Annotated in this window: 13 protein-coding genes; 4 read left to right on the top strand and 9 right to left on the bottom strand. The window is 59.5% G+C overall.

All coding sequences use genetic code 11. The features are described 5' to 3' along the window. Positions 1-624 (bottom strand): PilN domain-containing protein, encoded by a 624-nt coding sequence (locus tag AC07R0_RS19920; RefSeq protein WP_495075160.1) that lies wholly within the window; start codon positions 622-624, stop codon positions 1-3. Beyond that, positions 621-1700 (bottom strand): pilus assembly protein PilM, encoded by a 1080-nt coding sequence (locus AC07R0_RS19915; protein ID WP_495075159.1) that lies wholly within the window; start codon positions 1698-1700, stop codon positions 621-623. Before AC07R0_RS19915 ends, AC07R0_RS19920 begins: the two co-directional genes overlap by 4 nt. A gap of 254 nt (positions 1701-1954) precedes the next feature. Here AC07R0_RS19915 and AC07R0_RS19910 point away from each other — a divergent pair, with 254 nt between their 5' ends. Beyond that, complete coding sequence (locus AC07R0_RS19910) at positions 1955-4345, top strand: penicillin-binding protein 1A (RefSeq protein WP_495106133.1); 2391 nt, start codon at positions 1955-1957, stop codon at positions 4343-4345. On the opposite strand, the gene cyaY is transcribed toward AC07R0_RS19910, so the two are convergent. Further along, the gene (cyaY, locus tag AC07R0_RS19905) at positions 4346-4675 is read right to left on the bottom strand and encodes an iron donor protein CyaY (RefSeq protein ID WP_495075157.1); all 330 of its coding nucleotides are present in this window, start codon (positions 4673-4675) and stop codon (positions 4346-4348) included. Between the two features lie 11 nt (positions 4676-4686). On the opposite strand from cyaY, the gene lptM reads away from it, so the two are divergent. Together lptM and lysA are read left to right on the top strand one after the other, a co-directional pair. Then, a complete protein-coding gene (gene lptM / locus AC07R0_RS19900) occupies positions 4687-4878 on the top strand; it encodes an LPS translocon maturation chaperone LptM (RefSeq protein ID WP_495075156.1) in 192 nt (63 codons plus the stop codon). Positions 4879-5011: 133 nt separating this feature from the next. Further along, positions 5012-6289: a diaminopimelate decarboxylase gene (gene lysA / locus AC07R0_RS19895; protein ID WP_495106132.1), complete on the top strand. Its 1278-nt coding sequence runs from the start codon at positions 5012-5014 to the stop codon at positions 6287-6289. 18 nt (positions 6290-6307) lie between these two features. On the opposite strand, the gene msrQ is transcribed toward lysA, so the two are convergent. From msrQ to AC07R0_RS19870, 5 genes are all read right to left on the bottom strand, one after another. After that, positions 6308-6937, bottom strand: a complete 630-nt coding sequence (gene msrQ / locus AC07R0_RS19890) for a protein-methionine-sulfoxide reductase heme-binding subunit MsrQ (RefSeq protein WP_495075154.1) — start codon at positions 6935-6937, stop codon at positions 6308-6310. 11 nt (positions 6938-6948) lie between these two features. Continuing rightward, entirely contained in the window at positions 6949-7950 is a 1002-nt protein-coding gene (msrP, locus tag AC07R0_RS19885; protein ID WP_495106131.1) for a protein-methionine-sulfoxide reductase catalytic subunit MsrP, read from the bottom strand. Positions 7951-7998: 48 nt separating this feature from the next. After that, positions 7999-9342, bottom strand: coding sequence for a c-type cytochrome biogenesis protein CcsB (gene ccsB / locus AC07R0_RS19880; RefSeq protein WP_495106130.1), 1344 nt, complete (start codon positions 9340-9342; stop codon positions 7999-8001). Next, positions 9339-11456 carry a cytochrome c biogenesis protein ResB gene (locus tag AC07R0_RS19875; RefSeq protein ID WP_495106129.1) on the bottom strand — a complete coding sequence of 706 codons (2118 nt, stop codon included), beginning with the start codon at positions 11454-11456 and terminating at the stop codon, positions 9339-9341. The genes ccsB and AC07R0_RS19875 overlap by 4 nt, the downstream gene beginning before the upstream one ends. A gap of 119 nt (positions 11457-11575) precedes the next feature. Continuing rightward, positions 11576-12214 carry a c-type cytochrome gene (locus AC07R0_RS19870; protein WP_495098907.1) on the bottom strand — a complete coding sequence of 213 codons (639 nt, stop codon included), beginning with the start codon at positions 12212-12214 and terminating at the stop codon, positions 11576-11578. 215 nt (positions 12215-12429) lie between these two features. Here AC07R0_RS19870 and yihA point away from each other — a divergent pair, with 215 nt between their 5' ends. After that, positions 12430-13071, top strand: coding sequence for a ribosome biogenesis GTP-binding protein YihA/YsxC (gene yihA / locus AC07R0_RS19865; protein WP_495075480.1), 642 nt, complete (start codon positions 12430-12432; stop codon positions 13069-13071). 61 nt (positions 13072-13132) lie between these two features. On the opposite strand, the gene AC07R0_RS19860 is transcribed toward yihA, so the two are convergent. Next, on the bottom strand, positions 13133-13999 hold the full coding sequence (locus AC07R0_RS19860; RefSeq protein WP_495106128.1) for a lysophospholipid acyltransferase family protein: 867 nt from the start codon (positions 13997-13999) through the stop codon (positions 13133-13135). Positions 14000-14002 lie beyond the last annotated feature (3 nt).

Raw genomic sequence — 14002 nt, 5'->3', positions numbered from 1 at the left:
CTATGGGCGAGCGGGAGCAGAAGCGGGAGCTGCACCGGAACCATCCGCAGCCTTTTGCACCTCGCTGGATCGCATCAAGCGCACGCGCAAATTGAATTTAGCAACGCGCCGTTGATCTCGTGGCGTCAAAGCCACACTGCCGGCCACGATTTCCGTCAACTCGGGGCGAGACAACCAAGGGGTGTTGTTTGCCAGGTTCCGTAATAACTCGGAGATACGCTCGTTCGATTGCGCCACTCCTTGTATCGTGACACTTTGATTCTCCTGTTTGAGGCTGGTGATATAGGTGCCATCCGGCAGCTGTTTCACCAACTCATTCAGCAGGTACACCGGCAGATTTCTATCCGATTGCAAGTCTTCCACCGCCTTTTGACGTTCTGTCAAAGCCTTAATTTCCGCCTCGATATTGGCGATTTCCTTGATCTGCTCATCGAGCACGGCAACTTCTTTAGTCAAAAAAGCATTGCGTTCTTGCTGATCAGATATCTGGTTTTCATACCAGAGGAATCCCACGCCTATCAGCAAAGCGCCAAACACAGCGGACAGCGCCAAGGTGGCGTTAAAAGTCTCGCGCCTGCGCTTTCTGGCCGCCTCACGGTGCGGCAATAAATTGATAAGAATCACTGCAGAAACCTCCGCATGGCCAGACCACAAGAGGTCAGATACGAAGGCGCTTCGCGCATCACCTTGTTCAGACGCACGTCACTACCCATTTCCATACCATCGAATGGATTGACCAAAGTGCAGGCAAAAGAAGAAACCTGGGTCACCGCCTCGACAAGGCCAGGCAAGGAGGCAGAGCCCCCAGCCAGAAACACCATGTCTACCGAGTTATACGGCGTACTGGTAAAGAAGAACTGCAGCGCCCGGCCTACTTCCTGGGCCAGGCTATCCACAAAGGGCTGCAGTACGACACTGGCGTAGTCCTCCGGCAGTTCACCACTGCGCTTTTTGGACTCCGCTTCCTCCGGGGAAAATCCATACTGCCGCACGATCAGCTGCGTCAGCTGAGCACCACCAAACGCCTGGTCACGCTCATACAAGACCTCATCGTTGCAGATAATCTGCATACTGGTGGTCAAAGCTCCGACCTCAAACAGCGCCACCTTGAGATTGACACCCTGGTTAGGCATGCGCTCAATCAACCGCGAAGTGGCCAAGCGGGAAGAGTACGACTCAATATCCAGAACCACTGGATTCAGGCCTGCGGCTTCCGCCAATCCTTGTCGATCCTGAACTTTTTCTTTGCGTGACGCGGCAATCAACACATCCACATCGCCAGCGGAACTTGCACTCGGCCCCACCACACAAAAGTCCAGACTTACCTCTTCCAGAGAAAACGGTATGTATTGGTTGGCCTCTGACTCGACCTGGACTTCCAACTCCATGTCCGACATGCCGCCTGGCAACACGATTCGCTTGGTTATCACGGCCGATGGGGGCAAAGCCATGGCTACATTTTTTGTGCGGGTACCGCTTTTCTTCACTAGCCGACGCACAGCTTCCGCTACTTCGTCGAATTTTTCGATATTTCCGTCGGTGATCCAGCCGCGCTCAAGCGGCTCAATCGCGCACCGCTTCAAAACCAAATTCCCGGCAGCATCATGGTCGAGCTCGACCAGCTTCAGACTGGATGAGCTAACGTCAATACCCAATAGCGGCAAAGGTTTACGGCTGAATAACGATCCCAATGAGATCAAATCCTTCTCCTGGTAGTGAGCAAGACGCTACAAAATCTAACAAATTTTGGGGATGCTATCAGCAAGATTGGGGCCGGCAAAGCATATTTCTCAATACGCTCACCCCATTCGTGGCTGAAAAACACCGCTGCTGCCGCATGGTATCCGGTCAATGCGCCAAGTCTACTGCGTGAGCCATACCGAGCGTAAAGGCAAAATGAGGGCAATTTACGTAGCTTTCATTCCTATCGGCCCTATTTGGCACTCTGTTTGTTATGCCCACAAAACCCACGTCCAGTGCCCCATCTCCCGCTCCCAAGTCCCGCTCCACTCTGGCCGTCTGGTCTTTACGCTTGCTGCTCTGGGGTGTAGGCACCGTTGCGGCAAGCGTGCTGGCTATTGCATTGGTTATCGGCATTGCGCTTGCAGTGGCGTACCCCAATTTGCCCGATATTTCGGATCTTTCCGACTATCGACCCAAGCTTCCCTTGCGGGTGTTCTCGTCCGAAGGCATCTTATTGGGCGAATACGGTGAAGAACGCCGCTCCTTGACGCCCATCAAAGAAATCCCGCAAATAATGAAAGATGCGGTTCTGGCCATCGAAGATGCGCGCTTTTACCAGCACGGCGGCGTAGATTACAAAGGTATGGTGCGAGCCACATTGGCAAATCTGGGGCACGTAAAAAGCCAGGGTGCCTCGACCATCACCATGCAGGTGGCACGTAACGTCTATCTGACCGCTGAAAAAAGCTATACCCGCAAGATCTACGAAATCCTGCTGACTTTCAAGCTGGAGCACGCCTTCAGCAAGGACCAGATTCTGGAAATCTATATGAACCAGATTTTCCTGGGCAACCGTGCATATGGCTTTGCGGCAGCAGCAGAAACCTATTTCGGTAAACCACTGAAAAATATCTCGATTGCCGAGGCCGCCATGCTGGCAGGTCTGCCCAAGGCGCCCTCTGCCTACAACCCGATCACCAACCCGTCCCGCGCCAAGGTGCGCCAGCAGTACATCATCAGCCGGATGGAAGAAAACGGCTTCATCACCGAGGAACAGGCCAATGCGGCACGCAAAGAAGAGCTGAAAGTCCGCTCCGGCGCCAGCAATGACCGCGTCCACGCCGAATACGTGACCGAAACAGTGCGCCAGCTGATGTTCAACCAATACGGCGATGAAACCTACACCCGGGGACTGAATGTGTACACCACGCTCAAGGCCGACGACCAGGATGCGGCCTATAAATCCCTACGCAAGGGCTTGATGGACTTCGAACGGCGGCAGATCTACCGCGGCCCGGAAAAATTTGTCACCCTGCCTACCAAGGCCGACGAGCTGGACGATGCGATTGACGACGCTCTAACCGACCACCCGGATAACGGCGACGTGATGTCGGCCATCGTGTTGGACGCAAACCCAAAGAAAATTACGGCCGTGCGCCAAAACGGTGACGCAGTGGAAATCACCGGCGATGGGCTCAAGCCGGCCCAATCCGGCCTGTCCGACAAAGCCCCGCCTAATATCAAAATCCGTCGCGGAGCCATCATCCGCGTCACCAAGACACCGAAGAACACCTGGGAAATCACCCAGCTGCCCGAGGTCGAAGGCGCTTTCGTGGCCCTGGACCCACGCGACGGAGCCATCAAGGCACTGGTCGGAGGCTTCGACTTCCAGAAGAACAAGTTCAACCACGTCACCCAGGCCTGGCGCCAACCCGGCTCCAGCTTCAAGCCTTTTATTTACTCCGCGGCGTTGGAAAAAGGCTTCACGCCTGCCACGGTGGTTAACGATGCACCGCTGTTCTTTGATGCCGGCGTGACTGGCGGCCAGCCCTGGGAACCCAAGAACTACGACGGCAAGTTTGAAGGCCCGATGCCTTTGCGCACCGCATTGGCCAAGTCGAAAAACATGGTGTCCATCCGCATCCTGCAGGCAGTAGGAACACAAACCGCCCAGGAATGGATCACACATTTCGGCTTCGAGGCAGAAAAGCACCCGGCCTACCTGACCATGGCACTGGGCGCGGGCTCGGTCACGCCCATGCAGATGGCCGCGGCTTATTCGGTATTTGCCAACGGCGGCTACCGTATCAACCCCTGGCTGATTACCAAGGTCACTGACCAACGCGGCAAAGTGCTAGTAGAAACAAAGGCCCCTGGGCTGAACGAGGCCATGCGCGCCATCAGCCCGCGCAATGCATTCATGATGTCCAGCCTGCTCAATGAAGTCACGCTGCGCGGCACTGCCGCCTCGGCCCAGCGCATCTTGAAGCGCCCCGACGTATACGGGAAAACCGGCACCACCAACGACTCCATCGATGCCTGGTTCGCAGGCTACCAGCCCACACTCACCGCCATCACCTGGATTGGCTACGACACACCGCGCAACCTGGGCGCTCGCGAAACCGGCGGCGGGCTGAGCTTGCCTGTGTGGATCAGCTTCATGGAAAAAGCCCTTAGCGGCGTGCCTGTGGCCGAACTCGTGCCGCCCGAAGGCGTGACCAACGTGGGTGGGGAATGGTTCTACACCGAGTACAACCGCACCAGCGGGGTCTCCAGCCTGGGCCTGGACGACAAGGGAGCCGCTACCAATGGAGGCACGGCGCCCCCGGCACCGCCTGCGGCCGAGGAGCGCAACCGCATCCTCGATCTGTTCAAGAACTGATCAGGCGGAGAACACCAGCGGCAGGCCAGCCTGCACGCTGGCATCACGCGACAGGCTGGCAAAAAATTCGCCCTGGCCTTTGGTATCTCTCCACTGATCGCTATCAAACTTGTAGTGATAGCCGCCCGACTTGGCGGCCATCCAGACCTCTTGCAGCGGTTTTTGCAGATTGATGATGATCTGGCTGCGGTTGGGGAAGGTCAGTGTCACCATGCCGCCGGTGCGCTGGTTGTCGATATCGGCGTCGGTACTGTCGTTGATGCGGTCGCAGCTAGCCTCCACTGCCTGGAGCAAAATTTCTGCGCGGTCCATGAACTCGGGGTCGGTCATACAATTTCGCCATGTTGAAGTTAAGCCAAATTCTAGTCAGACCCGTTGTTGCTACCGCCTGTATGGTGATTCTGGGCGCCTGCGGCCAGAAAGGTGACCTCTACCACCCAACCGAACCAGCCGCGGCCAAGCGCGCCACGCTGCCGCAAACACTGACGCCGGAGATCCTTAAACCGGCGGAAAAACCAGCATCCGCCCCCTGAAAACCGCAACTTAAAGTGTTTTGCCAGACAAGCTTAGATCTACAGGCCTGACCGCCAAAACACCTTGTATTTGCCATAGCCTTTGCCCTGCTGGCGCAACTAACATGGCACAAACTTTTTGCCTGATCATTCTATGACCTCCACGCCCCTGCCCGGCCAGCCACATATTGCCTACCAAGACAACGTCCTCTGCGTGGAGGGCCAGTCGCTGACGGCGCTGGCGCATACCCACGGCACTCCCTTGTACGTGTACTCCAAAGCGGCGATGCTGGATGCACTGGCCGCCTACCAGCGCGGCTTTGCAGGGCGCAACGCGCAGATCTGCTATGCCATGAAGGCCAACTCATCCCTGGGCGTGCTGCAGGTCTTTGCCGAAGCGGGCTGCGGTTTTGACATCGTCTCCCAAGGTGAGCTGGAGCGCGTGTTGGCCGCAGGTGCTGTGCCGTCCAAGGTGATTTTCTCGGGTGTGGGCAAGACCCGGGCCGAAATGCGCCACGCCCTGCAAGCGGGTATTGGCTGCTTCAACGTGGAAAGCACGGCTGAACTGGAAGTGCTGAACGAGGTTGCCCTGTCCCAGGGGCTGCGCGCCCCCATCAGCATCCGTGTGAACCCGAACGTGGACCCCAAGACCCACCCCTATATCTCCACCGGCCTCAAAGGCAACAAGTTTGGTATTGCACACGAAGACACCCTCGCCACCTACCGGCGCGCCGCCAGCCTGCCCGGTCTGGAGGTGAAGGGCATTGACTGCCATATCGGCTCGCAGATCACCGAAGAAACGCCCTACCTGGACGCCATGGACCGCGTGCTGGACTTGGTGGATGCGATCGAAGCCGCCGGCATCCCCCTGCACCACATCGACTTTGGCGGTGGCCTCGGCATCAACTACCAGGGCGACACGCCACCCGAAGCCGACGCGCTGTGGCACAAGCTACTGGCCAAATTGGACGCCCGTGGTTACGGCCAGCGCCAGTTGATGATCGAGCCCGGCCGCTCCCTGGTGGGCAATGCCGGTGTCTGCCTGACCGAGGTGCTCTACCTCAAGCCCGGCGAGCAGAAAAACTTCTGCATCATCGACGCGGCCATGAACGACCTGCCCCGCCCGGCGATGTACCAGGCCTACCACCACATAGCGCCGGTCACGCCACGCACAGCAGCCAGCACAACCTACGACGTGGTCGGCCCGGTATGTGAAAGCGGCGACTGGATAGGCCGTGACCGCGATCTGGCAGTACAGCCCGGCGACGTGCTGGCGGTGCTGTCGGCTGGCGCCTACTGCATGAGCATGGCCAGCAACTACAACAGCCGAGGCCGTGCGGCCGAAATCCTGGTGGACGGCAACCAAGCCCACGTCATCCGCGCGCGGGAGACAATTGAAGACCAGCTGCGCCTGGAAAAGCGCGTCGGTTAGTCGCTACATATTTAATAGCTACGCCCGCTGGGTGGATGTGCGGCGCAGTCCGATTTTCTTTATAAACTGCTGCACCCGCCAACCCAGCAATACCCCGATGATGGCGGCATAGACCGCCACTTCGGCAAAGTTGTGCTTGCCGGCTCGCATCCAGAAAAAGTGCAGCAGCCCCAGGCCGGCAATCAGATAAACCAGCTTGTGCAGCAACTGCCAGCGCTTGGCTCCCATGGCCTTGATGGCGCGGTTGAAAGATGTGGCAGCCAGCGGCGTCAGCAACACGAAGGCCAAGAAACCCACCAGGATGAAAGGCCGCTTGGCGATGTCATGCGCGATGTCGCCCACGTCAAAACCCATATCAAAGCCGCTATAGCTCAGCAGGTGGAGCACGACGTAGAAATAGGCAAACAGCCCCAGCATGCGCCGAAACCGGGCCAAGGCGGGCCAATTGGCCATGGTGCGCAAGGGAGTTACTGCCAGCACGATGCAGATGAAACGCAGCGTCCAGTCGCCGGTGGAGCGGATCAGGTACTCGGCGGGGTTCGCACCCAGGCCGTTGGTGAAAGCGCCGTAGAGCAGCCAGGCAAACGGTAGCAAACACAGAACGAACACCAACGGCTTGGCCGCCGGATGCAACAGCAACTTTTTCATGGCTATGCCGCTCAGTAAAACTTCTTCAGGTCCATGCCGGCGTACAGCTGGCCGACCTGGGCCTCGTAGCCGTTGAACATCAGCGTTTTGCGCTTCTTGGCGAACAGACCGTCTTCACCGATGCGCCGCTCGGTAGCCTGGCTCCAGCGCGGGTGGTCCACATCGGGATTCACGTTGGAATAAAAACCGTATTCGTTGGAGGCCGCCTTGTTCCATGCGGTGGCGGGCTGCTTGTCGGTGAATCGGATCTTGACGATGCTCTTGCCGCTCTTGAAGCCGTATTTCCATGGCACGACCATGCGCACTGGCGCACCGCTTTGGTTGGGCAGCACCTCGCCGTACATGCCAAAGGTCAGCAGAGCCAACGGGTGCATGGCCTCGTCCATGCGCAAACCTTCCACATAAGGCCAGGACAACACGCGTGAGCCCACGAAAGGCATGGTCTTGGGGTCGGCCAGGGTGACGAATTCCACATACTTGGCGCTGCCCAGGGGCTCCACGGCCTTGATCAACGAACTGAGCGAATAGCCCACCCAGGGAATCACCATGGACCACCCCTCCACACAGCGCAAACGGTAGATACGCTCTTCCATGGGGCTGAGTTTGAGCAGGTCTTCCAGGGTGTACTTGGCCGGCTTTTTGACCATGCCCTCGATCTCGACCGTCCAGGGCTTGGTTTGCAGCGTGCCGGCGTTCTTGGCCGGGTCGGCCTTGTCGGTGCCGAACTCGTAGAAGTTGTTGTAACTGCTGGCGTCTTTGTAGTCGGTGACCTTCTCCATCACCACCGCGCCCGCCACGGACGACTTGGCGCCCACCAGCGGCGGCAGCTTGCCCCCACCTTGTCCAGCCCCCTGGGCCATCGCCTCACGCCCGGCCCAACCGGCCAAAGCGGCACCGGCGACGCCAGATGCCATCAGCTTGACCATGTCACGCCGGCCCTCGTAGATGCGCTGCGGCGTGATGTCGCTGGGGGTGGAATGGATGAAACCGTTAGCGCGGGACTTGATCAACATGGGGACTCCTTGGATACATGAGTATCAGTCGTCCGAGATGAAAAAACCTTACAAGGTTCCGTAGCTGTGCAATCCACTCAGGAACATATTCACGCCCAAAAAGGCAAAACTGGTCACGCCCAGACCGGCCAGCGCCCACCAGGCAGCGACCGTACCGCGCAGCCCCTTCATCAGCCGCATATGCAGCCAGGCGGCGTAGTTAAGCCAAACGATCAAGGCCCAGGTTTCCTTCGGGTCCCAGCTCCAGTAGCCGCCCCAGGCCTCGGCCGCCCACAAAGCCCCCAGCACAGTGGCAATGGTGAAGAAGGCAAAACCGACAGCGATGGACTTGTACATCACGTCGTCCAGAATTTCCAAAGCGGGCAAGCGCGAAGCGATGCGCTTACGCCCAGCCAGGATGCCGCCCATGATGGCCGCCGAAATCGCGAAATACACCGCCCAGTAGCTGCCGCCTGCCTCCGCCGTGGTCTTGCGGAACACCAGCGGCATGAAGCACAGCACAATGCCCAACAGCCACAGCGGCGTGAGCTTGTGCCAGCGGGTTTCCAGCGCCTGCTGCTTGACCAGATAAGCAAACGCCACCATGGCCGCCAACGAGAACGTGCCGTAACCGATGAAATTGGCCGGCACATGCAGCTTCATCCACCAGCTTTTCAGGGCGGGCACCAGGGGCTGGATTTCATGCGCTTCACGCACCACGGTGTACCAGAGCAGAAAGCCCACCGCCGCGCTGACCACCAGCATCACCATCGCCCCCAGGGCACGGGTCTGGTACTGGGCCTCAAAGTACAAGTAGAAGGTGGTCGTGAGCCAGCAGAACAACACGAACACCTCGTACAAGTTACTGACCGGAATATGGCCCACGTCGGCACCGATCAGGTAACTTTCATACCAGCGCACCATGGTGCCCACCAGGGCCATGGTCACGGCGGCCCAGGCGATGCGCGAGCCTATGGACTCCATGCTGGCGCTATTGCTACCCGAAGCCACCACGCCCAGCCAATAAAAAATGGTGGACATGAAAACCAGCACGCTCATCCACAGAATGGCCGACTGGCTGGACAAGAAATACTTCAACCAGAACACCGACTCCGAGCGCGGCAAACTGCCCTGCCCGTCCACCTGGTAGGACCAAATCGCCAGCAAGGACAAGGCGGCCACGGCCAGCATCAACACCCGTAAGGGGCGCCAAAACCAGCCCACCCAGATGGCGGCAGGCATGGCTGCCAGCAAGATACCTTTTTCATAGACATCCATAAAGCCCATATAGCGGCTGAACGCAAACAGACCACCTGCCAGCACCAGGGCGGCAAAAATCCAGTCCGCAGGGTTACGGCGCGAGAAATATCCCTCGTTCAACTGGATGGTGGTGGGTGCGGTTGCTGTATTCATATCGATTCCTTGGCCCCAAGCAACTTGCTCTTGAGGTGGTCAAATTCGCGGTCGCCGTCCATCGTCTTGCGGTTGGTGGACAACGCCATGGAAGCCTGCGTCTGGCCATCGCGGCTGCCGAGCCAGACCCATACGCGGCGTTCACGCACGTACAGCATGGCGAACACGCCCAGTATCAGGAAGGCGCAGCCAAGATACACGACTTTTTTACCGGGCGCGCGGGCCACCTGGAAGACACTGGCCTGTACTTGATGAAAGTCAAGCAATTCAAACACCATGGGCACGGGGTAGAGCTGCACATCGCTCAAAGCCAGCACCGCCTGCGTCATGAAGCCCTGGTTTTTGGCGTCGGGCTCCAGGGGCGGCAGACCGGCCTTTTCCTGGCTGATCTGTGCCAGCTCGAACAGCACGCCGTTCAGAATGCGCACCAGCACCTCGCCGGCCCGCGCTCGCTCGTCCTGCGGCACATTGGCTTCGATGAAGTCCGAGATGGCCTGCAAGCCACCGTTCGGCGTGCCCGCAGCCGTCGGCGCCTGGCTACCGGCGAACAAGGCCATGGCTCGGCCGGCAGAAACCATCAGCTGCTGTGCCAGTTCGGGCCGGCTGCGGTCTACCGCCTTGGCAGCGTAGCGCTGCACCGCCCGCTCGCGCAGCACCGGGTCGGCCAACGCCGCACGCAAGCGCGTGAAGCCCTCCATGCTGTCTTGTGCATCGGCAGGAATGCGCAGGTAACGGAAGGCATCAGCCGGATTCTCGCGCACGCCCAACAGAAAAGCCGGTACGCCGTCACCCGTGTCCACCGGCAGCATGTAATTGTGGAACTCGCGGGCCTGGCCCGCCGCATCCCGCAGTTTGTAGCTGATGCTGGGGCCTACATTGCGCAGCACCTTCTGGGTCTGCGTCTTGTTCGCCGCGCCCAGGCGCGAGTCGATGGAATGGCGCAGATCCACCTTGCGCACATCGGCACCAGAAGCGGCAGCGTCACCGAAATTCTCCACATTGATGACACGCAGTGCGGTGTATTCCAACGTCAGCTTATCGTCGCCCCCCCCCAGAGATACTGGCGCGCTACCACCAATCACACCGTCGATTTCAAAGGGCTTGACCCCGGCCACCATGGGCAGAGCCCGCAGCTTGACCGAGGAACCACCATCGTCAAAGCTGGACTGGTAAATCTCCACGCCCTTGTAACTGGCCGGGTGGTTCACCTCGACCCGCGCCGGAATCGCCGCACCGCTTTCCTTGTCGTGGATCACAATGTCGCTGGCAAACAGCTTGGGCATGCCGGTGGAGTAGTACTCGACGATGAACTTCTTCAGCTCGATGGCAAACGGCAGGTCTTGCAGCACCACACCATCCGACTGGTTCAAGATGGCCACGCTGGCCTGCGAGCCCTCGGCCACCAGCAGGTTGCCACGGAAGGTCGGGTTGTTCGGGCCCAGGCGGTAGTCTTGCGGTACATCGGCAATCAGTCCGCCGCCCTTGTAGACCGACTTGCCGTTGAGCAACATCTGCGCCTTCACCACCAGGTCGCCGTCAGACAAGCCCCCCAGGCAGATCAGCACGATGGCGCTGTGCGCGGCGATATAGCCCAGCTTGTTGGCCGCACCGGCTTTGGCGGCAACCATCCAACCGTTGTCACGTTGCTGCAGCTTGACCTTCCAGCCGCCGCTGACCAGGGTTTGCCCAATGCGACGGGCAGCAACTTCGGGTGCCTCGTCCAATACCGCCTCGGCGCGGTGGGCAAATGCCTTCAGGCTCTGCTCGCGGATGTTTTCCTTGTAGACGCGCAGCTCGGCCAAGATCTTGGGCGTGCTGCGCGCAATGCACAGCGAGGTACTGAGCACCAAAAACGCCAGGATCAACATGAACCACCAGGCACTGTAAATAGTGGTCAGGCTGGCCGCCGCAAATACCTGCGCCCAAAACGGGCCAAACTGGTTCACGTAGTTCACCAGCGGCTCCTGCTGCTTGAGCACCGTGCCGATGATGGAGGCAATGCAAATCACCGTCAGCAGCGAGATCGAGAAACGCATCGACGACAGCAACTCCACCGCGGAGCGCAGGGCCTGGGAGCCGGTTTTGACGCGAACGCCGTGGGTGGTAACGGTCATGGAAGGAAAAAAGATCTGCAATAGCAAGAATCAAAAAGGGCGGGCCATCAAGAATGGACCGCCCTTTAGTGTGTGAATATGGCGCTTGGTTCCATCACAGAACCCGCACCCTGGCCCCCTCAATGAAGGCCGGCCACGTAGTCGGATACAGCCTTGATTTCGCGGTCATTCAGTTTGGCGGCCACCTGCGTCATTTGCGGACTATTCTTGCGCGAGCCATCACGGAAAGTGGTCAGTTGCGCAGCCACATAGTCGGCATGCTGGCCACCCAGGCGCGGATACTGGGCTGGAATGCCGGCACCGTTCGGGCTGTGGCATCCAGCGCAGGCGGCGATCTGGCGATCGGCAATGCCGCCGCGGTAAATACGCTCACCCAAAGCAACCAGCTCCTTGTCCTTGGCGAATCCAGGCTTCGCCTTCTTGGAGGTAACCCAGTAGGCAATATTGCGCATGTCCTCGTCGCTGAGCGTGCTGGCAAAGCCCTTCATGATGGCGTTGTTGCGTTTGCCGGATTTGAATTCCTGCAGCTGCTTCACCAGGTATTGGGGATGTTGCTGGGCCAGCTTGGGGTTGGCCGGAACGCCTGAATTGCCGTCGGCGCCGTGGCAGGCTGCGCACACCGCCGTGAAACTCGCCTCGCCTTTAACCAAATCCGGCTTCGCTGCCGCCGATGCAGGAGCGGCCTCTTCGGCAGCCGTAGCTGAGAACATGGGTGCAGCCAGAGCGACGGCGGTAAGCAAGGAGACAAGAAGCTTCATATCGTGGTTCTTATTAATGTCTGTTCGTGTGCATACAACCCGATGATTCTACAATGCGGGTCCGGTTCTCTCCATGAGAACCTCTTGAAGATCGCATGATTCCTACCTCTACACCGCCCTCCGACGGCTCCGCGGCGAGCCCGTCCGGCGCGCCCCGCAGCCCTGCTGCACCTGCAACTCCCACCAAAAGCCAGGCCGTCATCGCCTCGGGCTGGATGCACACGGCCAAGTTCCTGACCACCGCACCACAGCTGCACCACCTGCCGCCGCTGACCGTGCCCGAGATCGCTTTCGTGGGCCGCTCCAATGCGGGCAAGTCCACCTGCATCAACACACTGACACAGCAAAAACAGCTGGCCTACGCCTCCAAAAAACCCGGCCGCACCCAGCACATCAACCTGTTCAGCCTGGGCAAACAGGGCGTGATGGATGCCGTGCTGGCCGACTTGCCCGGCTATGGCTACGCCGCCGTGCCCAAGGCCGACAAGATCCGTTGGCAACAAGTGATGGCCAACTACCTAGTCACCCGCGAAAACCTGGTGGGTATCGTGATGATGTGCGACCCGCGCCACGGCCTGACCGAGCTGGACGAAATCCTGCTGGACATCGTGCGCCCGCGCGTGGTGGAGGGTTTGAAGTTCCTGATCCTGCTGACCAAGGCCGACAAGCTGAACCGCGAAGAGTCCACCAAGGCCCTGTCCATCGCGCGCCTGCAGGCCGGTGGCGGCGAGGTGAAGCTGTTCTCGGCGCTGAAGAAGCGCGGCATAGACGAAGCCAGCCAACTGCTCTGGGACTGGGCCCATCCAGCCACACCGCAGGCATCCACACTGCCGCAAGAGTCAGCCAACGAAGAATAGTCTTTTAGGCCCCTGGCGCAGGCAGTACCTGCGCCAGTAGCTCCTAAAAACAGAGCGAACCTCAATACACCTCGGCCAAGCCTTCCGGCCGGGTCTTGAAGCGTTTGTGCACCCAGAAGTACTGCTCGGGCATGCGGAGGATGTAGTCCTGCAGGCGCTGGTTCATCAGTGCCGTATCGGCCTCCACATCGTTCGTGGGGTAGTCCGTCCAGGCGGGCAGTATCTGCACCTCGTAGCCCTGCGGCGTCATGCGCGTCAACACCGGCACCACCTTGGCCCGGCCCAAGCGTGCAAAGCGCGGCAGCGAGGGCACGGTGGCGGCCGGCACGCCAAAGAAGGGGACGAAGAACGCATCCTTGGCACCAAAGTCCATGTCCGGCAGCAGGTACAAAGGATTGCCGGCCTTTACCAGGGCCACAATCGGCTTCATGGGCCCGCCCCGGTCGAACAGCTCCGCATTGCCGAAGCGCTGACGGCCCTCGGCGATCCATGCGTCCATCACCACATTCGACTGCGGCGCAAACAAGGTACTAAATTGGCGTGGCACCTGCTGCGACAACGCAGTAGCGCCCGCGTCCAGCCCCACGAAATGCGGCACGAACAAAACCGTGGGCGCATCGCCCTGCAGTTGGGCCACATCACCGGTCAACTTCAAGCGCTGCAAGGTCCGCGCGGGCGGGCCGCTCCAGAGCCAACCACGGTCCAGCCAAGCCTGGGTAAAGTGCACGAATATTTTGCGCACCAGCGCACGCCGTTCCTGCACAGAGCGCTCTGGAAAGCATAGCGCCAAATTAGTCATCGCCACCGCGCGCCGGCCGGCCAGCAGCCCGTACAAAAGCATGCCCAAAGCCCAACCTATGGCGCGCAGCCAGGACAAGGGCAGGCGCGCCAGCAGGCGCATCACAACAATCACAGCATGGGACAACATCAA

This window comes from Rhodoferax sp. GW821-FHT07F03 (genome assembly GCF_059418745.1).
This window is presented reverse-complemented; position numbering and strand designations above follow the sequence as displayed.

Excerpts from the sequence above, each read along its gene's own strand:
- ccsB (WP_495106130.1), bottom strand. The coding sequence starts at position 9,342 with ATGAATACAGCAACCGCACCCACCACCATCCAGTTGAACGAGGGATAT.
- AC07R0_RS19910 (WP_495106133.1), top strand. The coding sequence starts at position 1,955 with ATGCCCACAAAACCCACGTCCAGTGCCCCATCTCCCGCTCCCAAGTCC.
- AC07R0_RS19875 (WP_495106129.1), bottom strand. The coding sequence starts at position 11,456 with ATGACCGTTACCACCCACGGCGTTCGCGTCAAAACCGGCTCCCAGGCC.
- AC07R0_RS19870 (WP_495098907.1), bottom strand. The coding sequence starts at position 12,214 with ATGAAGCTTCTTGTCTCCTTGCTTACCGCCGTCGCTCTGGCTGCACCC.
- msrP (WP_495106131.1), bottom strand. The coding sequence starts at position 7,950 with ATGTTGATCAAGTCCCGCGCTAACGGTTTCATCCATTCCACCCCCAGC.
- msrQ (WP_495075154.1), bottom strand. The coding sequence starts at position 6,937 with ATGAAAAAGTTGCTGTTGCATCCGGCGGCCAAGCCGTTGGTGTTCGTT.
- lptM (WP_495075156.1), top strand. The coding sequence starts at position 4,687 with ATGTTGAAGTTAAGCCAAATTCTAGTCAGACCCGTTGTTGCTACCGCC.
- yihA (WP_495075480.1), top strand. The coding sequence starts at position 12,430 with ATGCACACGGCCAAGTTCCTGACCACCGCACCACAGCTGCACCACCTG.
- cyaY (WP_495075157.1), bottom strand. The coding sequence starts at position 4,675 with ATGACCGACCCCGAGTTCATGGACCGCGCAGAAATTTTGCTCCAGGCA.
- AC07R0_RS19860 (WP_495106128.1), bottom strand. The coding sequence starts at position 13,999 with ATGTTGTCCCATGCTGTGATTGTTGTGATGCGCCTGCTGGCGCGCCTG.
- lysA (WP_495106132.1), top strand. The coding sequence starts at position 5,012 with ATGACCTCCACGCCCCTGCCCGGCCAGCCACATATTGCCTACCAAGAC.